The following is a 21,695-nucleotide window of genomic DNA, read 5'->3' on the forward strand; positions in this document are numbered from 1 at the left end:
AAATAGTTTTTCGATTTATAATTGACTTTTTTAGACTTCATTCTACCATATTAAAGCTTAAAAATATGCCTTACTTAGTTCTTGACCTCGAAATGACGGGACCCGAGCCTGATTACAACGAGATCATTCAGATTGGTGCTGTCTTATTCGACGATAACTGGGTTGAGAAAGGCACTTATCTAACAAATGTGTATCCGGAGAATAAGGAAGCCTTTTCTTCCTCTTCCGAAAAGATTCATAACTTGTCACTGGCTGAGCTGGAAGATGCTCCGATGATTTATGACGTACTGCCCGAACTGGAAGAGTGGATTTGTACGCAACTTGGTCTTCGCGTGCCCAAAGGACAGCTGGACCGAACCCCGTTTTTACGTGATGTGATCATCTGCGGTCAGAGCGTTATAAACGACATTAACTTTCTCAAAGAGGCTTACCGCTATGAGAAATTGAAATGGCCCTATTCGCGCGTCTTACTTGATTTGCACACGCTGGCTTATTTTAGCTTCCGGGTTTTAAAAGCGAACGGACAAAAAGTACCGGATCGGCTGAGCCTCACGGCTATTGCCGGTTATTTTGGGTTCACCCGCGAAGATGGCTTCCATAATGCGCTGGAAGATGCGGTGCTGACGGCCAAATGCCTGAAAAAAGTCTTTAAACTGGCCGACGAGATGAAACTAATTGGCTAACCGCATGCAGATCCGCTTCGCGTTTGAAGTAATTTTGGCGTTGTCCATCATCAATATCGGTTTTTTTTCGGCCGGGCTGCTTTGGTTTACCCATTATAATCGGCTGGCTAATCGATTTCTTGCGGGGTTGATGGCGGCCATTTCCTGCTGGCAAATCGATGGTTTCTTCCGGGTATCGGGCCTGTACAGGCAAAATGCAGACCTGTATTTTCTACCCATTTTTTACTCGTTCGCCTTTGGCCCGCTTATTTATTTTTATGTCAAGAGCCTGACGAACAGCAATTTCCGTTTTGAGCGCAAACACGGATTGCATTTTCTGCCGGTTGCCATTCAGGCCGCGCTTTATCTCTTTCTTACGGGCCAGTCCTACGAATTTCGGAACTGGTTTTGGGCCACGATTCACTATCCATATACCTACAGCATCGAATTCGACGGCACCTGGCTCTCCTTGCTAATCTACCTGCTTTTATCCTTACGTCTACTCCGGAATTATGGCCGTTATGTACAGGAAAATTTCTCGGAAACCAGCCAATTGACTTTGCGATGGCTCCAGGTTTTACTGGTGATCTTAGCTGTGGTATGCGTCCAATGGGCTGTTGAGCTTGTTCTGCGCGATGTTTTTCATTCGTTTTACCAGTATGACTATTCATATTGGCTGCTTTGTTTGCTCCTGATTGTGTTGGGCGTGGCCGGTTTGAAACAAGGCAACTTAGCTAATGTGCACTTCAAGAACGATGCCGTAGCCGGTATGCCCCTTAGTCCCATCAAAGTAGCCGTGGACGTAAATCCAGACCACGTTGCGCGCATTCGTCAGGCTATGGATAATGACAAATTATACCTCAACCCCACCCTGACCTTAACCGAACTTGCCCAGCATGTTGATCTGAACCCTAAAGTTGTTTCGCAGGTCATCAATGCCGGTATTGGCAAGTCGTTCAATGATTTTGTGAACGACTACCGGGTCAGTGAAGTAAAGCAGCGGTTGCGGTCCAATGACCTGGCCCGACTTACCTTACTGGGTATTGCCCTGGAATCGGGATTCAATTCCAAAACGACTTTTAACCGGATCTTTCGTCAGCATACCGGGCAATCGCCAAGCGAGTTTGCTCAGCCCGACTAAGCCCAAATCATCCGTTGGGACGCCCCAATCCTTTTCTGGGGCGCTTGGGGCCCCTTGAGCCGCCACCTTTGTATCGTTCAAACGAACCAAACACGTTCAACGATGCGCTCATTTCTTCTTCTCACAACTCTCGTCACCGGCCTGCTCATGGGCCCAATGGCTACCGCACAGCGCCGGGATTCCGGCTGGTCCGACAAAAGTCGGCTATTGCCCGACAAGCTCCGGTCTTTACCGGTTGGACTTACGCTCTGGCACACCAACAACCCCTGCGTTCCTACGCTGGAAGGCGATACCTATTACTGGAAACATTCCACAATGGTTCGCGCCGAAGTGAGCGACCTCGAACTGGTCGAAGCGGGTAGTTTTATCTGGTACGATTCAACGGGATGGCATCCGAATATGCAGTATGACACCAACCTGTTTGCAGAAAAATTTAACTGCCCCAGCGGAAAATTAAAGAGTGGGCAAACCTATACGTTCGGCAAGAACTGGCGATTCGGCAAGCAAGCTTATGGGGGCGACGCGCTCTGGTACATTATTGCGCGGGATCGCTCGGGAAAATTGTACAAAGGTTACGGCCTGATCGAGACAGAAGGAAACCTCATCAAATAGTCATTCCATCAAACCAGATACATACATGAAAACGCTGACAAACATCATCTCCGCCTTTATTTTCGTACTTACCTTATCAATATCAGTTCGGGCGCAGTCCCAATCGTTCAGCATTGACACCGACGCCAGTAAGCTTACCTGGACGGGTTACGCTGAAGTGGGTTCATGGGCACCCACTGGCACGCTCCGCCTGTCCAGGGGACAGGTAACCCGAACGGGCAACCAGATCAGCAGCGCTACAATGACCATGGATATGACCAGCATTCAGCACGAAAACGACCGATTACAGACGCACCTTCGGGATGAAGCGTTCTTCGATGCAGCTCGATTCCCAACGGCCACGTTTGTGTTACGGTCGCTGTCGGGTACGGTGGCTACGGGACAACTTACTCTAAAAGGTATTACAAAGACGGTTTCATTTCCCGTTACCGTTGGTCAGGATGGCACCGGTCTGCGCATCAAGGGCCGGGCGCTCATTGATCGAACCCAGTTCGGCATTCGGTATAATTCGACAAGTTTCTTTGCCGATCTGGGTGATCAGGCGATCAAAAACGAATTTGCCTTAGCGTTCGATGTCCTTGCCAAACCGGTTACATCCGCCAAACGAAGCGCTACCCGGTAAAATAGCTTCAACTTGGGTTGCGAGGAGTCCCAGAGGAACTTAATGTTTATAGAAAGGCCACCTGGAGACGCTTTGATCGCTATGCGATCAGACAACAGTACAGTTAGATCGCTACGCAACCAAAGCTCTCCCCAAGCTATCTTTTCTAAAAACATGTGATCGCTAACGCGGCCGTACTGGTGTACTGTGGACTTGAGGTAGGCTTAATAAATGAACGGACGTGGGCTAAAGCACAGGACAAAAACAACCAGTGCCAGCCAGCCCAGTAATTGCCGCTTGAGATTAAGGGGTTCTTCCAGTTCAGTTTCTGGATGATAAATCCCCAGGAAACGCCCCAATACGAAGGCAAACGCCAGAAATCCCGAATACCCTTCTATATCTGGGCGCGCCCAGACAACTACCAGCTGAGTAGCCACCACACTAAGGGTAATGATCAGGGACGTCATCCGGTTTTCGCTGATTCGTGAAAAAGCCAGGTACAGGAAACCAATGTAGAGGCCAAAGTTACCCAATTCGGAGTAAAAAGCCTCGTCGGTTTGTACGGCAAAATCGCTGGGTTTAAACATACCTAATCCGGCATAAAACGCAAAGACCGTAAACAGGACAGGCGACACCCACTGAAACCGTTTGCGGCCAATGAGTGCATACAGAATGTGGCCACCATCCAGCTGCCCAATGGGAATGAGGTTCAGCGACGTAAAAAACAATGCCAGATAGCCCGCCATCAGATACGGATAATGAATCATCTCGTACGGGTGCGGTATTCGGGCAGGGTCAGCTACGTGATTCTTGAAAAAGTTAAAGAGCAGATTATCGCCAAGAGCTAGCGGAGAAACGCCTTCGGGCAGGTTTTGATAGGCATAACGACCGTAATCGAGTCCCCATTTCTGATATTCCGGGTGAATGGTAAAGATGAATTCGGGCGGTGGCAAATGGGTGAAACCGTACCACAGCACGACCAGCGCCAGAACAAACCCGGCCAGTGGACCAGCAATGCCAATATCGAAGTATTTCTGGCGGCTGTTGATGTAATCTTTAATCCGAATGAACGCCCCCAGCGTACCGATACTTTGCCCAATGCCAATCCACAAGGGGATATAATAAGGCAAGGTGACCCTGACATGGTTGGCTTTGGCCGTAAAATAATGGCCAAATTCATGAACGGTCAGAATGGCCAGAAAGGGAATCGAAAAATTAAATCCGTCCACAAACTCCGCCCAGCCGAGCGTTTTCATACCCTCGATTGGAATGAATAACCGGCCAAACATCCACTCGGCTCCCGCCATAGTGGTCGTAATCAGGGTAATTAAAAAAAGACCTCCGTGGAGGAGGTAGGTACGGGTACGTGGGCTCATTTATGATGTAGAGTGTATGTGATGGCTGTAGGCTATCGGATGTATCGCTGGAAACGTATATATCCGATAGCCTACATCATTATACATCTTTTAAATAGTCTAATATGGTCAACGGTGGCTGAACATGTACGGCCTGAATACCTAACCCGGCAGCAGCCTTGATGTTCGCAGCGTTATCGTCAAAAAAAGCGGTTTCTTCGGCAACCAGTCCGCCCTCAGACAGTACATGCTGGTAGATTTCGGGCGATGGTTTTGCCAGACGAACCTCGTATGAATAAAACACCCGTTCGAAAAGTTCCTCCAGCGATGGCTGGCCCATGCCAGTCAACACGCTATTCACTTTCCGGATGTGAATTGGACTGGTGTTGCTCAGCAGAAACAACCGATAACCCGCCTTCAATTGCTTGATCCGTTCGATGCGCTCAATCGGTAAATCGAGAAGAATCGTATTCCAGGCGGTATCGATTACTTCGTCGGCCCACTGATCGGACGATACCGTTTCAGCACCGGGCTCGCTGGCCCGATTTTTCAACAATGTTCGCACATGCGCCCGGAAAGCATCATCATCGATGAGGCCGGTTTCATATTGCCCAACGATGTCGTGTTGCATCCAAAGTTCCCGTACCTGCTCTTCGGGCAGGTTGGCCAGCATGGCAAAGTTTCGAATGGGAGCGGTCAGATCGATCGGGATGATCACATCGCCGAGGTCGAAGATAAGGTTTTTGAGCGTTGATGTATTGAGCATAACCTGCACGTATGGCGTCGGTTCGGGCGTTGCGTGAACCGGAAGCCAAAGATAACGTTAGATTTGCAGACAAACGGTGAAACAGGATGGCAAAGTTGACAGTAAAGAACGTCGGCCCGATTAAGGAGGCTGAGGTAGAGGTGAAAAACATACCGTATTCATCGACCCGCGACAAACGCTTTGCCTGAACGAAAGAAGCCGCTGAGAATCTCCCGGCGGCTTCTTTCTTAACTCTACGACCAATTTGTGGGGGCCGGCACTTATTCCAGAACGACACCCATTTCGCAGAATTTGTCGATGCGCTGATTGATACGCTCCTGCGGGTCGATGGCGTTTAGCTGTTCGATCGTATCTAATATGACCTTTTTCAGTTGGTTGGCCATGGCCTGATGGTCATTGTGCGCCCCGCCAAGGGGTTCTTCCACAATGTCATCGACCAGTTTATTCAGTTGCATGTCGCGGGCCGTCAGCTTCATGGCTTCGGCCGCCTGTTCTTTAAAGTCCCAGCTACGCCAGAGAATGGTCGAACAGTTTTCGGGCGAAATAACGGAGTACCAGGTATTTTCGAGCATAAGCACTTTGTCGCCGATTGCAATACCCAACGCGCCACCCGAAGCGCCTTCGCCAATGACGATGCAAATAACGGGCACCGTCAGCATGAACATTTCTTTCAGGTTGCGGGCAATTGCTTCACCCTGACCACGCTCTTCGGCTTCCAGACCCGGAAACGCACCGGGTGTGTCGATCAACGTAATAATCGGTTTGTTAAACTTTTCGGCCAGTTTCATCAGGCGAAGGGCTTTCCGATAACCTTCGGGGTTGGGCATACCAAAATTCCGGTACTGGCGCTGTTTGGTATTCCGGCCCTTTTGCTGACCGATGATCATCACCGTTTGGCCTGGTTCGCCGGGGCGTCCCAATTCGCAGAAACCGCCTACCATCGCCGGATCGTCGCGAACAGTGCGGTCGCCGTGCAGTTCGATAAACTGGTCGCACATGAGCGAAATATAATCGAGCGTATACGGGCGATCTGGATGACGCGATAATTGAACGCGCTGCCAGCGGGTAAGATTCTGAAAAATTTCCCGTCGCAGTTTATCGATGCTCTGCTCCAGCACGTTAACCGCTTCACTGACGTCTACATTGCTGGTTTGCGCTAATTTCTTAGTCTCCTCCAGCCGTGCTTCGAGGTCAGCAATGGGCTTTTCAAAGTCAAGATATGTTCTCATGTATACTAATGACCGGGTCGCCGGTACGATTATGACTGATGAGGTATACCTCATCAGTCACCATTTATAAGTCAAAGCGTTCGCCCTTTTTCGGGATAATAACCTGTGGGAAGCCTTCTTCGGCCAGTGTGGCCTTAAACGACTCCATGCTCTCGTACTCGCCGTGAACGAGGAAGATATTTTTGAGCGTTTCGGGCGACTGCATACGCACAAAGTTGATCAGGTCGTTCCGGTCACCGTGACCGCTGAATACGTCGATCTTTTCGACGTTAGCCAGCACCTGATGGTCCGTCCCTTTGATACTGAGTGTTTGTTGTCCATTCAATAATCGCCAGCCAAGCGTTCCTTCGGCACAATAGCCAATAATCAGAATCGTCGCATACGGATTACTAATGTTTTCGGCCACGTGGTATTCGACCCGACCGCCCTGCACCATGCCCGACGAGGAAATGATAATGCAGGGTTCACCAAAATTAGAGACGGCTTTACTCGCCTTCGATGATTCCAGAAATTGAAAATTCTGAAAATCGAACAACGTTTCATTTTCCTTATAAAACTCCCTGGCCTCCTTATTTAGCATGCTGATGTGCTGCATGTAAATTTTGGTACTCTCAAATCCCATCGGGCTATCCGAAAATACCCGGATAGGCGGGAAATTCCGTTCCGTATAAAGCCGGTTGAGCGTATAAAGCAGCGCCTGCGTCCGGCCAACACTGAACGATGGAATGATGAGCCGCCCCGGAATGTCGATGCAGGTGCGCTGAATAATATCAGCCAGCGCATCTTCGGGCGTCATCAGGTTCTCATGAAGGCGATTGCCGTATGTGCTTTCACAAACCAGGTAATCTACGGCGGGCACCGTAGCCGGATCGACCAGCAGCGGGTAGTTTTTCCGGCCAATGTCTCCCGAAAAGCAAATGCTTTTTCGTTCGCCATTTTCTATCACGTTGATCACAATGTGCGCTGCGCCGAGTAAGTGTCCCGCCGGAATGAAGGTCACATCGACGCCATCGGCAACCCTGAACTTGCGGTTGAAGCCAATAGGCACAACATTCTCCATCGTCTCCCGAACCTGTTTATCTAAAAACAAGTCTTTCTGCAATTGCACCTGCCGATCTTTTACCCGCTGTTTTTTGCTGGCATTCAGTTCGTTGATGCGTTTTTGATTGAGCGATGCTGAATCTTTGAGCAGCACATTCGTCAGGGCGAATGTTGGTTCGGTACAAAGTATCTGACCTTCGTAGCCTTCTCGAAATAAATTGGGCAGATTACCTGAGTGATCCACGTGAGCGTGGGTCAGCAGGACCAGATTTATACTTGATGCCTCAAACGGAAAAAATCCCGGATGAGTAACGGCGGGGGGTGTTTGACCGTTTGAATTGGCCTCTTGTGGCCTAGAGCGTTCCAGATCGGAACCACAGTCAATCAGGATGCGGTAATCATCCTCCAGTTCCAGCAGATACATACTGCCAGTTACCTGACGGGCCGCCCCCAAAAATGATAATTTCATGCGTGCAACTTTAACTATTCGGTGTCGTTTATTCGATATCTTAGGATAGGTGCTTTTAACGCAAGTTGGGTGGCGCAAACTTCGTAAGTTTGCAAAAGTACGAAATACCCTTCGAATCGCCTAACTGTTCCTTAATGCGCTTTATTCCCCATTTTCGGGCTTGCCTCCCATTTGTTTTGGTAGCTAGCCTGCTCACTTTTTTTCCTTTTTCACCTACTCTCTCCCAGCCCCGGCAAGCAACCGATTCGCTGGCTATTCAGCAACTGCTCAGGCAGGTAGAAACGTTCCAGGGGAGCCCGGCTGTTCGGTACGGGACTGTGTCGCTGTCCGTTCGGCGCGTGCGTGATGGGGAAGAAGTTGTCAGCTATAATGCCCGAATGAGCCTGCCATCGGCCTCTACATTGAAACTTATTACGACGGCGACAGCCCTGGCCGTGTTGGGCCCCAACTATACCTACGCGACAAATCTTGAATACGATGGCACGATAAAAGACAGTGTATTGACCGGTAATATATACATCCGGGGCACCGGCGACCCCTCCCTGGGAAGCTGGCGATTTCCGGCTTATTATGATTTGCCAGCCCTACTCAAGAACTGGTCAGACGCGGTTCGCACGGCGGGCATTCGAAAGATTCAGGGCATGGTTGTGGGCGATGCTAGTTTATATGAGGACCTGACAACGCCCGGCACCTGGCCATTTGGTGATTTGGGAAATTATTACGGCGCCAGCTTAAGTGCGCTGAACATAAATGAAAACCTGTTTCGCGTATTTTTCAGACCAGGGAAATCCGTTGGCGCACCCGCCAGTGTGCTGCGCACGGACCCGCTGCTCCCCTACCTCGCCTTTCGAAACACCGTTACGACCGATGCCGCCAATACCGGCGATCAGGTGAATATTTATGGGTCGCCGTTTATGAATCAGCAATGGCTGACCGGCAAAGTCCCCCTGGGCGAACCAGCCAACGAGTTCAGTGTGAAAGGCTCCCTGCCCGACCCCGCTTTTTTTGCCGCTTTTGCGCTTCAAAATCAGCTTATACAGGACAACGTATCGATCAGCAGTCCGGCCGTATCGGAAGGGGGCGGGTTACCCAAAACGGTTGTGTCAACCGGCAAACGAACGCTGCTCAATCAACATAAGTCCCCGTTGCTAACCGAATTGATCCAGCAGACAAATTACCAGAGCATCAATTTATACGCCGAAGCTTTTCTGCGAACAACCGCGCTGGCATTAACGAAGCCCGTCCGGTCGATGGAGGCTAGTGTGGATGCCTTGACGGCCTACTGGAAAAGCAAAGGGGTTGATCTGAACGGGTTTCGAATCCGGGATGGCAGCGGCCTTTCGACCGTAGGTGCCCTAACGGCGGATAACATGACCGGGATTCTCAGCGCCATGGGTCGGGAGAAAGTTTTCCCCCAATTCTATGAAACGATTCCGATTGTCGGGCAAACCGGAACCGTACGAACGCTGGCTCGCGGAACAGCCGCAGCGGGAAACATTCGGGCCAAGAGTGGTTCCATCGAGGGCGTTCGTGCCTATGCGGGTTACTTCACGGCTACGGACGGCGAACGCATGAGTTTTTGTGTGCTGGTCAATAAATTTACGCCTGGCCAGAACCGCGCCGTAACCAACGCGCTGGAAAAGATTTTCGTCAATCTGGTCGGGCTGACTGGAACGAGTGAACGAGCGAAAGAATAAACGAGCGAAAATGGCTGGTGTCAGCATTTGACTCGTTCACTCTTTCGCTCGTTCTCCTTTTTACTCGTCTTCCGAGTGTTCGCAAACGGTTACCACATTGAACCAGTACTGGCCAATGGCTTTGGTCACTTCGCTCAGCCGCTGAAAGGTTGGTGGTTTTGTGATAAAGCTGTTGGCACCGTTAAAATAAGATGTTTCAATGTCATCTTTGGCATCCGACGTGGTCAATACCAGAATAGGAATATGACGGAATGCATCGTTCGATTTAATTTCCCGCAGGGCCTCCCGGCCATCTTTGCGAGGCATGTTCAAATCAAGTAATATGAGTTCAGGCAGCGTATGAGCTGCTCCTGCATACCGCCCTTCATAGCGCAGAAAATCCAGTAAGTCTTCGCCATCTTCAGCAAATGAAATACGGCTTGCGGGATAATGCTGATGAAATGCCTCCCGGGTGAGGTAACGGTCGTCTTCGTCGTCGTCAACCAGCAGGATATGAATAGGTTTCTGAAGTTGGTCGGTCATACTGTTGTTGTGATTGGCTTTCTGGTAAAACGACTACAAACGTGGTGCCTGCATTTGGTTGGCTGCGGGCCGTAATGTAACCGTGGTGATACATAACAACGCGCTTGCAAATGGCCAGTCCAATACCGGTCCCTTCAAAAGCACTTTTGCCATGTAATCGCTGAAAAACTTTAAAGATGTGGTCAACATATTTCTCCTCAAACCCAATTCCATTATCCTCGATGGTAATTTCGAAATAATTTCGGCCGGGTATTAATCCGGTATAACACTCGCCATCGATGGCCTGAACGCCAATCCGAAGTAGCGGTTGAACATCAGACCGGACAAACTTCAAGGCATTGGAAATCAAGTTATTGAACAAATGATCCATTTGACTGGCAATACCTTCGATAATGGGCAAATTACTCACTTCCAGCCGAACATCTAACCCTTTGACCCGTAGTTCCTGATCATCCAGAATCCGCTGCACAATGTCACTCAGCGAAACCGACTCAAAATTCTCCCGGTGGCTGGAAATACGGGAAAAATTCAACAGGTCCTTTATAAGTTTGGACATGCGCTCGGCCGAATTCGAGATTTTGCCCATAAACAGCATACTATCGGCATCGAACAAATTACCGTATCGATCCGTAATTAAATTAGCAAAAGACTGAATTTTACGCAACGGCTCCTGCAAGTCGTGGCTTGCTACAAATGCAAACCGCTCCAGTTCTTCATTCGAGGCTTCCAGTTGTCGAATCTGGCCTCTTAATTGAGATTCATACGCGCGCAACTGGTCTTCAGTCTCCTGCCGGTGGGTCAACTCCTGCTCCAGCAACCGATAGAGAACAACTAATGTTAAGAAGGTTAGCAGCGATAAGGCGGCAATAATAATAAGCGTATTCCGAAAGGATCGATCGGCCTGCCGGTTTCGTACATCCATTAATGTTTGCTCCGTTTCGACCATCAAAGCTACATGGGTTCGCAGCAAATCCATTCGGTGTTTACTTTCCTTATTAAGTACCAAACTGCCCGGTTCTGAAAGCTTCGTCTTTAAAGGAGACGTTGTAATGGCCAGCTTGTCTTTGATGAGCTTCTCCAGCAGAAATCGACGTCGAATCTGAACACGATTATCGGTAGTCAGGTTTCGTAATTTGCTAATTTCTGCGGGCAATACCCGAAGCGCGGTTCGATAAGGCTCCAGATAGGTAACGTCATTCGTTATCGTGTAGCCTCTTGAACTGGTTTCAACATCCTTGATTAACGAGAGAATGTTATTGAGAACCTGGATAACTTCATAGGTGTGGCGAACCTGTTTTGTATCGTCACCATACCGGATATAACTGTAGAACGAGATGGTAAATCCTGAACCAATCAACACCATAGCCACGACAAAGCCCATCGCTATGCGACGGTTCATGAGCAATGAGCCAATTACGTTCACTTTCTGCATACCGTAGAGTTAATCAGTGACAAAGATAGACAACGAACACAGGAGCTGTCTCTTTTTACAACGTTTCAACAACCAAATTATGGTTGGTATAGATACATACATCTGCAGCAATGTGCAGGCTCTCACGAACCATTTCTTCGGCCGACAGGCCCGACGCATGTTTCTTCAGGGCTAACGCTGCCGACTGTGCATACATACCACCAGAGCCGATGGCGGCTACATCAGCATCAGGCTCAATTACGTCGCCAGTACCCGACACCAGCAAGAGGTCATCTTTGGAAGCGACAATTAACATGGCCTCCAGTTTACGAAGGTAGCGATCCGTCCGCCAGTCTTTCGCCAGTTCAATAGCGGCCCGTTTAAGGTTTCCACCATAGGCATTGAGCTTTTCTTCGAAACGTTCGATCAGCGTAAACGCGTCGGCGGTAGACCCGGCAAAACCAGCCAGCACTTTTCCGCCCATCAGTACGCGCACTTTACGAACATTGCTCTTGGCAACGGTATTGCCCATCGTAGCCTGCCCATCGGCACCAAGCGACACCTGGCCGTTGTGCCGAATGCCGACTACTGTTGTTGCATGAATTTTGGGTTGCATGAATTATAATTTGTTGATATGTATAACACCAAGTCTGTGGGTTGTAGTTCGTCGTTGCATTGATCGACGACTGACAGCCTACAAACTGTTTTCCGAAAAGGGAATAGGCCGGTTTACGCTCTCTTCGAGCGAAATAAATGTTTCGGTGCGCTGAATGCCACTTACTTTCTGAATTTTATCGTGCAGCACTTCGCGCAGGTGTTGGGTGTCCCGGCAGACAATCTTGGCAAAGATGCTGTAGATACCGGTTGTATAATGGACGTTGACAACTTCCGGAATTTTTTCCAATTGCCGGGATACCTCTTCATACAACGAGCTCTTGTCGAGGTAAATGCCCAGGAAGGCACTAATGTCCCAGCCGAGCTTCGCGTGGTCGATGACCAGTTGCGATCCACGAACAATGCCCATCTGTTTCAATTTGTTCATCCGAACGTGAACCGTACCGCCTGACACGAAGATGCGTTTTCCTATTTCGGTATAGGCCATGTTGGCATCCTGCATCAATATACTTAGTATTTTCAGATCAGTATTGTCAATTTCTAAATTTTTCTCCGTCATTTTAAAGCATTTTTTGATGAGTGCTAACAAAATTATCCCCTTTTTGAATAGTTTATAAATTTTCGGAAATTTTTATATAAAATTTGCAACGAATGACCCTTCTCTACTATCTTTGTATTGTCAAGTTGATCGAGCGGGGTCACACGCCGGTCTTCTTGATTCTTTTCCTCACACTGTAGGATGTCGAAATTGGCAGACGTGCCCTCCTGTCTCGGGGGTGGTGATAAAGGATAAACGCAGCATAATGCCGCCCGCAAGGGCGACTGGGGTTGACCACCAGAGTTGTACTGTAGCTAACTGCACCGTGGGCGGTTCGAGTCCCCCTCCTACAGCAAGTTTCCGCCTTGGCGGGCAATGATTTTAGTTTGTTGATGAAGTGTAATTGAACACGCCGGCTCCCCGATGAGTCCGGCGTTTGTTTTTTTACAGCCACTCCTAAAATTTTATCTGATTGACCCCGCTCGCAACCCGATGAATCTGGTCAATGGGCTAATTCTGGCCGACAAAAAAACCAGTTTGCTCCTCTTTATAGACAAGCAGCCACAAACTTGTCGTACTCGCTCCGCCTATACCTAGCTTAAACGCGGACTTTTTTGCGTATTTTTGCCGTTTATTTAAGATAGACTCCCCGTCGTAACGACGATCCGATATTCCAACGTGAAACATATTCGTAATTTTTGCATTATCGCCCACATTGATCACGGTAAGAGTACCCTGGCCGACCGTTTGTTAGAATTTACCAAAACAGTTGGCTCCCGCGATATGCAGGCCCAATTGCTGGATGATATGGATCTGGAGCGTGAACGTGGCATCACCATCAAAAGCCACGCTATCCAGATGGACTACATCCACAAAGGGGAAACGTATACCCTGAACCTGATCGATACACCAGGCCACGTCGATTTTAGCTACGAAGTCTCGCGCTCTATTGCCGCTTGCGAAGGCGCGTTGCTGTTGGTCGATGCGTCGCAGGGAACGGAAGCCCAAACGATCTCGAATTTATATCTGGCTCTCAATAACGATCTGGTTATCATCCCCGTCCTGAACAAAATCGACCTGCCGGGTGCCAGACCCGAAGAGATCAAGGACGAAATGGTGGACCTTCTGGGCTGCGAACGAGACGACATTATTCCGGCATCGGGTAAAGAAGGTATCGGCGTTCCGGAAATTCTGGCCGCCATTGTCGAGCGGATACCGGCCCCAAAAGGGGAGCCCACGGGGCCATTACAGGCGCTTATCTTCGATTCGCACTTTAACTCATACCGGGGTATCGAAGTTATTTTCCGGGTCAAGAACGGCCGTATTCGCAAAGGCGACAAGGTGAAGTTCATGAACACTGGTAAGGAGTATTACGCCGATGAAGTTGGAACACTTGGCTTAGTCCAAGTCCCCAAAGACGTAATCGAGTGTGGCGACGTAGGGTACCTGATCTCGGGCATCAAAGTAGCCAAAGAAGTAAAAGTCGGCGATACCGTTACGACGATCGACAACCCCGCCACGGTGGCTATTCAAGGTTTCTCAGAAGTGAAACCGATGGTTTTTGCGGGTATTTATCCGGTAGAAACCAGCGAATTTGAGGACTTGCGCGATGCCATGGAAAAGCTGCAGCTCAACGATGCCGCCCTTGTGTGGGAACCCGAAACATCGGCCGCGCTGGGGTTTGGTTTCCGGTGTGGTTTCCTGGGTATGCTCCATATGGAAATTGTGCAGGAGCGCCTGGAACGCGAGTTCGACATGACCGTGATCACCACGGTACCCTCGGTACGTTTCGAAGTTATGACCACCAAAGGGGAAGAACTTCAGGTATCGGCCCCCGCCGAAATGCCCGATCCAAACCTGATCGACTACATTGAGGAACCGTTTATCCGGGCACAGATCATCACCAAGGCCGAGTATGTGGGTGGTATTATGGGGCTCTGTATGGACAAGCGCAGTTTGCTCAAAAATCAGGTATACCTGACCGCCGACCGCGTTGAACTTCAGTTCGAGATGCCTCTGGCCGAGGTCGTATTCGACTTTTTCGACAAACTCAAAACGATCTCGCGCGGGTATGCCTCTCTCGATTACGAGTTTATGGACAACCGCGAATCGGACATGGTAAAGCTCGATGTGATGCTCAACGGCGATAAAGTCGATGCTCTCTCCGCCATTGTTCACCGCTCGAAGTCATATGAATGGGGCAAGAAACTGTGTGAAAAACTTCGCGAGTTAATTCCCCGGCAACAGTTTGAAATTGCGATTCAGGCAGCCATTGGCCAGAAAATCATTGCCCGCGAAACCCTGAGCGCCCTGCGTAAAGACGTATTGGCTAAATGTTACGGCGGTGATATTTCCCGGAAACGTAAACTGCTCGATAAACAGAAGAAAGGCAAGAAACGAATGCGCCAGGTTGGCAACGTGGAGATACCACAGGAAGCCTTTATGGCCGTGTTGAAGATCAACTAAAAAAAAGACCAGCCCGAAACGAGCTGGTCTTTTTTTTGATATGCCTCAATAAATGAATCGAGCCTTACGCCAGGGTAGCATCTACCTTGATCGTTGTGTTGAATAATTTTGAGATTGGGCAGTTGTGCTCAGCATGATCCACCAACTCATCAAACTTCGCCTTATCGAGGCCGGGGACGGCCGCTTTCAGGGTTAGAACGGAACTGGTGATGCCGCCGTCTTCCAGGGTAATCGCGCAGTTCACATCGAGCGAATCGGCCGCAAAGCCAGCCTGCTGAATATTGAACGCCAGTTGCATGGCAAAACAGCCCGCATGGGCCGCTGCCACTAACTCTTCAGGGTTGGTGCCTACGCCGTCCTCAAAACGGGTTTTATACGAATATTGAGTTTTGTTTAAAACGGTACTGGCCGTCGTTACTGTGCCCTGACCATCTTTACCAGTTCCGGCCCAATGAGCCTGTGCATTGCGGGTAATTTTCATAATTTTATCGGTTGACTTTGTTTGTTAGTCCATTTTGTTGGGTCAAAAGTAAGAAGCATCCGCCTGCTTATTTTTCACCTATGTTAAAAAGTAATCGGTAATCAAAAAACGGAGTCGCCGTTTCGAATCCAGCCCATGACATCCCCGCAGCACGTTATCCTCCATCAGCAATTACACCAGTTCGCTCAGCTTTCAACCGCAGACATTGAGCTCTCCAGCGCATTCTGGCAGGCCAGGACTGTAGGTCGACATGATTTCTTTAATGTCCCTAACTCCCTCTGTCGGCACATCGGCTTTATTGTCAACGGAATTTTTCGGGTTTATTATGTAGATCCGAAAACCGAACTTGAGCACAACCTGTACTTTGCTGCCGAAAATAACTTCATCACCTCACTAAAAAGTCTATTAACCCGAACAACCTGTCCCTATATCATAGAAGCACTGGAAGATTCTGAATTATTTGTGATGCCGTATGACCACCTACAGCAACTGTACGAACGCTCGCACGGCTGGGAACGCTTTGGCCGACTGCTGGCAGAGCAGTATTTTCTGATGAACCAACTCCGATCCGAGAGTTTGCTGACCCAGACAGCCGAAGAACGCTATATCGACTTATTGACGAATCAGCCGGATCTTCTCAACCGAGTTTCGTTGGGTCATATCTCATCGTATCTGGGCATAAAAGGGCCTTCTCTTAGCCGGATACGAGCCCAGGTAGCCCGAAAATAGTAGTCGTCCATCCTGGAGGATCACTGGTAAGAATTACTCTGTCCCAACTAAGCCACAGCCTGTATAATATCCTCAAACTCTAAATCTTAGCTCTTAGTTGTTTCTTTGCCTCTACCGTAAGTTGATGCACCAATACCTTTGCAGACAGCTACGAATAACCGTATATCCCGATAGAGTATTAGGTAATTGCCTGATACTCATTTTTTTACATTTATTTTGGAAAAACGAATTACGCTTTTCACCTTTGCCTTGTAGTTAACAAAGCTAGCCTAGCTTTACCCGTTCGATTCGCATGATTACGTTACACCAACCGGCACAATTCGTTTCAATCATCACCGCATCTCCTTTCCGGGATTCAGGAATGTGCCGAATGCCTATGCATCCCTGTTGTTGCCGCTAAGGTCAACTCCGCCCTGTATCAGGTGACCGTTTATCGAACGGAACTCACGGTTACCCTACCTAGTCAAACATATACCCACAACCACGCCCGATGCAGTAAAGGGAATATTACCCTAGTTAATCAATAGAATAAATAAACATTTAATGAACGATCCCTTTCCATCAGCAAGTCAACTATGCACGCTTCATTCATTTCCTCTCCACCCGACAGTCAAGGGCTCGTTGCGCACGTGACGTACCAGATAGCGGGTTTCGACCGGCTGAACTTCGTCAGCGATATTGCCGGTACAGTCCCTCAGGATGGTGGTTATACCATTCAAGCTCTATTCTTTGAAGGCGATGGAATACAGGCCAGTGGCTTGCTGACCGTTCAGATGCAGGAAGAGCACCGACGCAACGGCTTCCTGGTGCAGCGGCTGCGCTCCGTACGGGGCATGGTCAGTGTGCGGGAAATCTGACACATTCTTTTCGATTACCGGCCTGTGAATCAGCGGCAACTGATTGGCTCGCCCATAAAAAAGCCGAAACGGCGGCAACCGTTCCGGCTGGCTAACAAAAAGGCTCTGACAAGCCTGATTTTAACATAACCAAGACAAAGTAATGCAAAAACTTTTATTTGCGGGAGTAGTCTGGCTACTCTTCGGCGGAGGATTGCTGGCACAATCAACCGCAACACGACTATCGGGTACCGTTCGAACCGATAATGGCGAGCCACTGCCAGGCGCAAACGTGGTCCTAAAGAACCAGACAAAAGGAGCCACAACAGATGCCAATGGCCTTTTCAGCCTGGAAGCCCGCTCGGGCGATGAGCTCGTTATCTCGGCCATCGGCTACCAAACGACCCAAGTCAAAGTTGGCTTAAAAACAACCCTCGACATCTCACTACGGGAATCTGCTTCGCAGCTAAATGAAGTAGTGGTGGTGGGGTATGGCACCCAGGACCGTAAAAATCTGGTCGGTTCAGTCACGCAGGTCAACGCCGACGAAATCAAGAACCGCCCGGTTGCCAGTTTCGACCAGCAGTTGCAGGGCCGGGCGGCTGGCGTGCAGGTGGCGGCCAACACGGGCGTACCAGGCGATGGCATTTTCTTCCGCATCCGGGGAACCACGTCCATCAACGCCAGTAACGATCCGCTGTATGTGGTCGATGGCGTATTCGTCAATAACCAGTCGCTCCAGAAAATTACGACCCAGGGCCAGTCAAACAACCCATTGGCCGACATTAACCCCGCCGACATTGAATCCATTTCGATTCTGAAAGATGCCGAAGCGACCGCTATTTACGGAGCACGGGCTGCCAACGGGGTCGTCCTGATTACGACAAAACGGGGTGCTTATAACAGCAAAACGAAAGTTAGCCTGAACGCATCGGTGGGGCAGGCGTGGGCACCCAAACTCTGGGATCTGGCCACCGGGCCCGAGCACGCTACGATCATCAACGATGCCTGGATCAACGATGGCAAATCTCCTGCTACCCGGCCGTTTCGTCCCGTTTCGGAAGGAGGGCGCGGACTGCCGGAAGAACAGCCCACCTATGACCGGCTGCACGATATTTTCCGGACGGGGGCGCTCCAGAATTATGACCTGGCCGTGTCGGGTGGCACCAAACAAACCCGTTTCTACCTGGGTGGCGGCTACACCAGTCAGCAGGCAACGCTTCGTACCAATGATTTTAGCCGGGCCAGCTTCAAGCTGAATCTGGATCAGGACATTACCGATAAAATCCGGATCGGTACCAGCAATATTTTCTCCCAGTCGAACCGGACCAATGCGCGCGTTGGCGATGGACCCCAGGGGGGCATTTTGCAAGCTGCGCTACATACACCCACCTATCTGCCCAAGTTCAACACCGACGGCACGTATGCTAAATGGGCGGGTTTCGATAACCTCGATGTGCTGATTAACAATACCGACATGCACTCGACCAGCACCCGCTACATTGGCAACATCTACGGTGAATTCGACATCACCAGTGGCCTTAAATTGCGCAGTAGCTGGAGTATCGACTACAACAATTATGACGAATACGAGTACTGGAATACACTGACCAACCGGGGCAGCGCCAGCAAAGGATTAGCCACATCGAGTGTGAGCAAAAACACGATCTGGATCAATGAGCAGACGTTATCCTACCGGAAAAGTTTTGGTACCCAACACAATTTTGGCGCTTTGGTGGGTAACACGCTACAGGGTAACGTGTCGACCCAGACGCTGGCGCAGGGCACCAATTTCCCGTCGGATGCCTTTAAACAGATCGCGTCGGCTTCCGTAACGACGGCTTCGTCGAATCGCAACCAGTACAATCTGGTTTCCTTCTTTGGTCGGGTCGATTATAATTTCGCAAAGAAATACTTCGTTGAAGCCAGCCTCCGGGCCGATGCGTCGTCAAAATTTGCTCAGGGACACCAGTGGGGCTATTTCCCATCGGCCGGGGTCGCCTGGCAGCTCAAGCAGGAGAATTTCCTGCGGGATGTCAATTTCGTCAGTGATCTGAAAATCCGGGCCAGCGTGGGCTGGACGGGAAACCAGAATGGGATCGGCAATTACGCGTCGCGGGGATTATGGGGCGGGGGAAATAACTACCTGGACAACCCGGGAACGACGCCGGTGCAACTGGCAAATCCTGATCTGAAGTGGGAAACCACCCGACAAACCAACATTGGGCTCAACCTGGGCTTATGGAATAACCGCATTGGCGTCGAACTCAACGCGTATTCGAAATACACGTACGATCTGCTCCTTCAGGTGCCGCTTGCCCAAAGTTCGGGCTTCGCCAGTATTTACCGGAACGACGGCGAAATCAGTAACCGGGGACTTGAGTTTGCCATTAACTCCCAAAACATCAATAAAGCGGGCTTTCAGTGGAACACTAGTTTCAACATTGCTGGCAACGTTAACCGGATCGAGAAATTATCTATTCCCGTCGATGCCAGCTACGCAGCCGAACGCATGGCGCAGGGCCAGTCCTTCCACTCGTTCTATGTCTACAAGCAGTTGTATGTCGACCCAAAAACGGGCGATGCAGTCTATGACGATGTCAACAAAGACGGGAAGATCACTGTGGCCGACAAGCAATTCTACGGGACTGCACTACCCAAATTTTTCGGTGGTCTGAATAATACCTTTGCTTATAAAGGCTTTGATCTATCAGTCTTTTTCAATTTCACCTACGGCAACAAGGTCTTTAACAACAACCGATTCTTCCTTGAATCGGGTGGTACACGTGATGACCGGCGGGCTATCAACAAGAACCAGTTGACCCGCTGGCAAAAAGAAGGTGATATTACGGATGTGCCACGGGTCACTACCATTGGCAATAACTACAACCTTAGCCCAATCAGCCGTTTTGTGGAGAATGGTTCGTTCCTGCGACTGAACTCGCTGGTACTGGGTTACACGATTCCCAAATCGGTGCTTCGCCGGGTGGGCATTTCATCGGCCCGCGTTTATTATAGCGGCTCGAACCTGTGGTTATTAAGCAAGTATCAGGGGCCCGACCCTGAAGTGAACGTAACGGCCGACCCAACTACCCAGGGGTATGATTTGGGTACGCCCCCGCAACCCCGAACGGCTCAGTTCGGCCTCAATCTGACCTTTTGATCGTTAGCGCTCATTCACCATGAAAATCAACATCAAACTAGTACCCTTCCTTCTCCTGCTAACGGGCTGCCAATCTTTTTTAGATGTGCAGCCGGAGTTACAGGTCGATGAATCGCAGGCCATCACCAATGCCAGCACCGCCGAAGCGGCCTTAAACGGCCTGTACAATCGCCTGGGTAGCGACGGCTATTATGGCTCCAACTTTCAGTCACTAGCCTATTTATCGGGTGGCGATATTCAATGGACAGGGTCGCAGGGTGCGCCCCAGGAGATCACGGCCCGCAAATTAACCGCTGACAATGGCTATGTGGGTTCTGCCTGGTCGGCTATTTACCGGACTATTCTTCAGGCCAACTACCTGCTGGAAACCGTACCTACACTCACGGACCCGCTACTGATCGCTGACCGGAAAAACCAGATTCAGGGCGAGGCTTATGCCCTACGGGCCTTGTCTTACTTCGACCTGGTTCGGGGCTGGGGCGGGGTGCAGGTAATCCTGAAAGCAACCCGTACGCCATCCGACAATACGGGTATTCCCCGCGGTAGTGTCGATGATACCTACGCTCAGGTGCTCAAGGACTTAATCGCAGCCGAACCATTACTGAGTGCCACGACCAACCGAAACAAGGTGACCCGGAAAACCGTCTGGGCATTCCGGGCGCGCTACCATCTGTACCGGCAGGAGTGGGATCAGGCAGAAACCTACGCCAGTAAACTCATTGATGATGCGAACTACAAACTGGCCAAACCCTACAGCGCTTTTTTCGCGAACAACGCTGTAGCTACGCCAGAATCGGTCTTTGAAATTGCTTATAGCAACTCGTTCAAGAATGGGAATTATAACTGGTGGCTCCCGCCAGCCCTTAGCGGCCGTCGGGAATGGGCACCAAACGACAAGCTTGTGGCCCTGCTCAACGACCCCAATGTGGGCGGCAATCGGAAAGAGCTGATTGCCCAGACCAGTCCGCCGGGAAATTTGTGGTATGGCAAGCTCTATTACCGCAACCCGCTCGGCACCGATCCGGCCTATGTCATTCGCATTGCTGAATTGTACCTGATTCGGGCTGAAGCCCGGGCCCAACTCGGCAAAACAGCAGCCGCACTGGCCGACCTGAACGCCGTTCGGGACCGGGCGGCCGTACCCGCGTCGCAGGCCGCTACGAAAGACGCCCTATTGCTGGCCATAGAAACAGAGCGACAGGTAGAGTTTCCGTTTGAAGCCGACCGCTGGTTCAATCTAATTCGCACGGGCCGGGTGGCAACCGTATTGGGCATTACCGATGCCAGTAAATACGTACTGCCCATTCCGAACAGCGAAATTCTGGCCGATAAAGCGTTGACGCAGAACCAAGGGTATTAAA

At 50.1% G+C, this 21,695-nt stretch carries 19 protein-coding genes; 10 read left to right on the forward strand and 9 right to left on the reverse strand.

Annotated elements, in window-relative coordinates:
• Nucleotides 1–65: 65 nt before the first annotated feature.
• The 4 genes from ACYVAM_RS20095 to ACYVAM_RS20110 all read left to right on the forward strand — a co-directional run bounded on the left by ACYVAM_RS20095 (nt 66) and on the right by ACYVAM_RS20110 (nt 3,037).
• The gene (locus ACYVAM_RS20095) at nt 66–683 is read left to right on the forward strand and encodes a 3'-5' exonuclease (protein WP_461070285.1); all 618 of its coding nucleotides are present in this window, start codon (nt 66–68) and stop codon (nt 681–683) included.
• Nucleotides 684–687: 4 nt separating this feature from the next.
• Nucleotides 688–1,803, forward strand: coding sequence for a helix-turn-helix domain-containing protein (locus ACYVAM_RS20100; RefSeq protein ID WP_461070287.1), 1,116 nt, complete (start codon nt 688–690; stop codon nt 1,801–1,803).
• Nucleotides 1,804–1,905: 102 nt separating this feature from the next.
• Complete coding sequence (locus ACYVAM_RS20105; RefSeq protein ID WP_461070289.1) at nt 1,906–2,415, forward strand: hypothetical protein; 510 nt, start codon at nt 1,906–1,908, stop codon at nt 2,413–2,415.
• Between the two features lie 25 nt (nt 2,416–2,440).
• Nucleotides 2,441–3,037: a YceI family protein gene (locus ACYVAM_RS20110; RefSeq protein WP_461070291.1), complete on the forward strand. Its 597-nt coding sequence runs from the start codon at nt 2,441–2,443 to the stop codon at nt 3,035–3,037.
• Nucleotides 3,038–3,240: 203 nt separating this feature from the next.
• Here the strand turns inward: ACYVAM_RS20110 and ACYVAM_RS20115 are convergent, their stop codons facing one another.
• The 4 genes from ACYVAM_RS20115 to ACYVAM_RS20130 form a co-directional block, all read right to left on the reverse strand.
• Complete coding sequence (locus ACYVAM_RS20115) at nt 3,241–4,392, reverse strand: site-2 protease family protein (protein WP_461070293.1); 1,152 nt, start codon at nt 4,390–4,392, stop codon at nt 3,241–3,243.
• 79 nt (nt 4,393–4,471) lie between these two features.
• A complete protein-coding gene (locus tag ACYVAM_RS20120) occupies nt 4,472–5,137 on the reverse strand; it encodes an HAD family hydrolase (protein WP_461070295.1) in 666 nt (221 codons plus the stop codon).
• 260 nt (nt 5,138–5,397) lie between these two features.
• Nucleotides 5,398–6,366: an acetyl-CoA carboxylase carboxyltransferase subunit alpha gene (locus tag ACYVAM_RS20125; RefSeq protein WP_461070297.1), complete on the reverse strand. Its 969-nt coding sequence runs from the start codon at nt 6,364–6,366 to the stop codon at nt 5,398–5,400.
• A 64-nt stretch (nt 6,367–6,430) separates the two neighbouring features.
• A complete protein-coding gene (locus ACYVAM_RS20130) occupies nt 6,431–7,876 on the reverse strand; it encodes an MBL fold metallo-hydrolase RNA specificity domain-containing protein (RefSeq protein ID WP_461070299.1) in 1,446 nt (481 codons plus the stop codon).
• A gap of 134 nt (nt 7,877–8,010) precedes the next feature.
• On the opposite strand from ACYVAM_RS20130, the gene dacB reads away from it, so the two are divergent.
• Entirely contained in the window at nt 8,011–9,573 is a 1,563-nt protein-coding gene (dacB, locus tag ACYVAM_RS20135; RefSeq protein WP_461070301.1) for a D-alanyl-D-alanine carboxypeptidase/D-alanyl-D-alanine endopeptidase, read from the forward strand.
• Between the two features lie 60 nt (nt 9,574–9,633).
• Here the strand turns inward: dacB and ACYVAM_RS20140 are convergent, their stop codons facing one another.
• From ACYVAM_RS20140 to ACYVAM_RS20155, 4 genes are all read right to left on the reverse strand, one after another.
• On the reverse strand, nt 9,634–10,095 hold the full coding sequence (locus ACYVAM_RS20140; protein ID WP_046574576.1) for a response regulator: 462 nt from the start codon (nt 10,093–10,095) through the stop codon (nt 9,634–9,636).
• The gene (locus ACYVAM_RS20145; protein WP_461070304.1) at nt 10,052–11,527 is read right to left on the reverse strand and encodes a sensor histidine kinase; all 1,476 of its coding nucleotides are present in this window, start codon (nt 11,525–11,527) and stop codon (nt 10,052–10,054) included. The genes ACYVAM_RS20140 and ACYVAM_RS20145 overlap by 44 nt, the downstream gene beginning before the upstream one ends.
• Before the next feature lie 55 nt (nt 11,528–11,582).
• On the reverse strand, nt 11,583–12,122 hold the full coding sequence (gene hslV / locus ACYVAM_RS20150; RefSeq protein ID WP_461070306.1) for an ATP-dependent protease subunit HslV: 540 nt from the start codon (nt 12,120–12,122) through the stop codon (nt 11,583–11,585).
• Nucleotides 12,123–12,200: 78 nt separating this feature from the next.
• Nucleotides 12,201–12,680, reverse strand: coding sequence for an Lrp/AsnC ligand binding domain-containing protein (locus ACYVAM_RS20155; RefSeq protein WP_461070308.1), 480 nt, complete (start codon nt 12,678–12,680; stop codon nt 12,201–12,203).
• Nucleotides 12,681–13,337: 657 nt separating this feature from the next.
• Here ACYVAM_RS20155 and lepA point away from each other — a divergent pair.
• Nucleotides 13,338–15,125 carry a translation elongation factor 4 gene (gene lepA, locus ACYVAM_RS20160; RefSeq protein ID WP_461070310.1) on the forward strand — a complete coding sequence of 596 codons (1,788 nt, stop codon included), beginning with the start codon at nt 13,338–13,340 and terminating at the stop codon, nt 15,123–15,125.
• Nucleotides 15,126–15,189: 64 nt separating this feature from the next.
• On the opposite strand, the gene ACYVAM_RS20165 is transcribed toward lepA, so the two are convergent.
• On the reverse strand, nt 15,190–15,606 hold the full coding sequence (locus ACYVAM_RS20165; RefSeq protein WP_461070312.1) for an OsmC family peroxiredoxin: 417 nt from the start codon (nt 15,604–15,606) through the stop codon (nt 15,190–15,192).
• A 135-nt stretch (nt 15,607–15,741) separates the two neighbouring features.
• On the opposite strand from ACYVAM_RS20165, the gene ACYVAM_RS20170 reads away from it, so the two are divergent.
• The 4 genes from ACYVAM_RS20170 (at nt 15,742) to ACYVAM_RS20185 (ending at nt 21,694) form a co-directional block, all read left to right on the forward strand.
• Nucleotides 15,742–16,335, forward strand: coding sequence for a Crp/Fnr family transcriptional regulator (locus tag ACYVAM_RS20170; RefSeq protein ID WP_461070314.1), 594 nt, complete (start codon nt 15,742–15,744; stop codon nt 16,333–16,335).
• 575 nt (nt 16,336–16,910) lie between these two features.
• Complete coding sequence (locus ACYVAM_RS20175) at nt 16,911–17,192, forward strand: hypothetical protein (protein ID WP_461070316.1); 282 nt, start codon at nt 16,911–16,913, stop codon at nt 17,190–17,192.
• A gap of 142 nt (nt 17,193–17,334) precedes the next feature.
• A complete protein-coding gene (locus tag ACYVAM_RS20180; RefSeq protein ID WP_461070318.1) occupies nt 17,335–20,334 on the forward strand; it encodes a SusC/RagA family TonB-linked outer membrane protein in 3,000 nt (999 codons plus the stop codon).
• A 19-nt stretch (nt 20,335–20,353) separates the two neighbouring features.
• Nucleotides 20,354–21,694 (forward strand): RagB/SusD family nutrient uptake outer membrane protein, encoded by a 1,341-nt coding sequence (locus tag ACYVAM_RS20185; RefSeq protein WP_461070320.1) that lies wholly within the window; start codon nt 20,354–20,356, stop codon nt 21,692–21,694.
• Nucleotide 21,695 lies beyond the last annotated feature (1 nt).

Source organism: Spirosoma horti (genome assembly GCF_054776595.1).

Bases quoted from the DNA above. Each gene is read 5' to 3' on its own strand.
- ACYVAM_RS20095 (WP_461070285.1), top strand. From the start codon at position 66: ATGCCTTACTTAGTTCTTGACCTCGAAATGACGGGACCCGAGCCTGAT.
- ACYVAM_RS20100 (WP_461070287.1), top strand. From the start codon at position 688: ATGCAGATCCGCTTCGCGTTTGAAGTAATTTTGGCGTTGTCCATCATC.
- ACYVAM_RS20105 (WP_461070289.1), top strand. From the start codon at position 1,906: ATGCGCTCATTTCTTCTTCTCACAACTCTCGTCACCGGCCTGCTCATG.
- ACYVAM_RS20110 (WP_461070291.1), top strand. From the start codon at position 2,441: ATGAAAACGCTGACAAACATCATCTCCGCCTTTATTTTCGTACTTACC.
- ACYVAM_RS20115 (WP_461070293.1), bottom strand. From the start codon at position 4,392: ATGAGCCCACGTACCCGTACCTACCTCCTCCACGGAGGTCTTTTTTTA.
- ACYVAM_RS20120 (WP_461070295.1), bottom strand. From the start codon at position 5,137: ATGCTCAATACATCAACGCTCAAAAACCTTATCTTCGACCTCGGCGAT.
- ACYVAM_RS20125 (WP_461070297.1), bottom strand. From the start codon at position 6,366: ATGAGAACATATCTTGACTTTGAAAAGCCCATTGCTGACCTCGAAGCA.
- ACYVAM_RS20130 (WP_461070299.1), bottom strand. From the start codon at position 7,876: ATGAAATTATCATTTTTGGGGGCGGCCCGTCAGGTAACTGGCAGTATG.
- dacB (WP_461070301.1), top strand. From the start codon at position 8,011: ATGCGCTTTATTCCCCATTTTCGGGCTTGCCTCCCATTTGTTTTGGTA.
- ACYVAM_RS20140 (WP_046574576.1), bottom strand. From the start codon at position 10,095: ATGACCGACCAACTTCAGAAACCTATTCATATCCTGCTGGTTGACGAC.
- ACYVAM_RS20145 (WP_461070304.1), bottom strand. From the start codon at position 11,527: ATGCAGAAAGTGAACGTAATTGGCTCATTGCTCATGAACCGTCGCATA.
- hslV (WP_461070306.1), bottom strand. From the start codon at position 12,122: ATGCAACCCAAAATTCATGCAACAACAGTAGTCGGCATTCGGCACAAC.
- ACYVAM_RS20155 (WP_461070308.1), bottom strand. From the start codon at position 12,680: ATGACGGAGAAAAATTTAGAAATTGACAATACTGATCTGAAAATACTA.
- ACYVAM_RS20165 (WP_461070312.1), bottom strand. From the start codon at position 15,606: ATGAAAATTACCCGCAATGCACAGGCTCATTGGGCCGGAACTGGTAAA.
- ACYVAM_RS20170 (WP_461070314.1), top strand. From the start codon at position 15,742: ATGACATCCCCGCAGCACGTTATCCTCCATCAGCAATTACACCAGTTC.
- ACYVAM_RS20175 (WP_461070316.1), top strand. From the start codon at position 16,911: ATGCACGCTTCATTCATTTCCTCTCCACCCGACAGTCAAGGGCTCGTT.
- ACYVAM_RS20180 (WP_461070318.1), top strand. From the start codon at position 17,335: ATGCAAAAACTTTTATTTGCGGGAGTAGTCTGGCTACTCTTCGGCGGA.
- ACYVAM_RS20185 (WP_461070320.1), top strand. From the start codon at position 20,354: ATGAAAATCAACATCAAACTAGTACCCTTCCTTCTCCTGCTAACGGGC.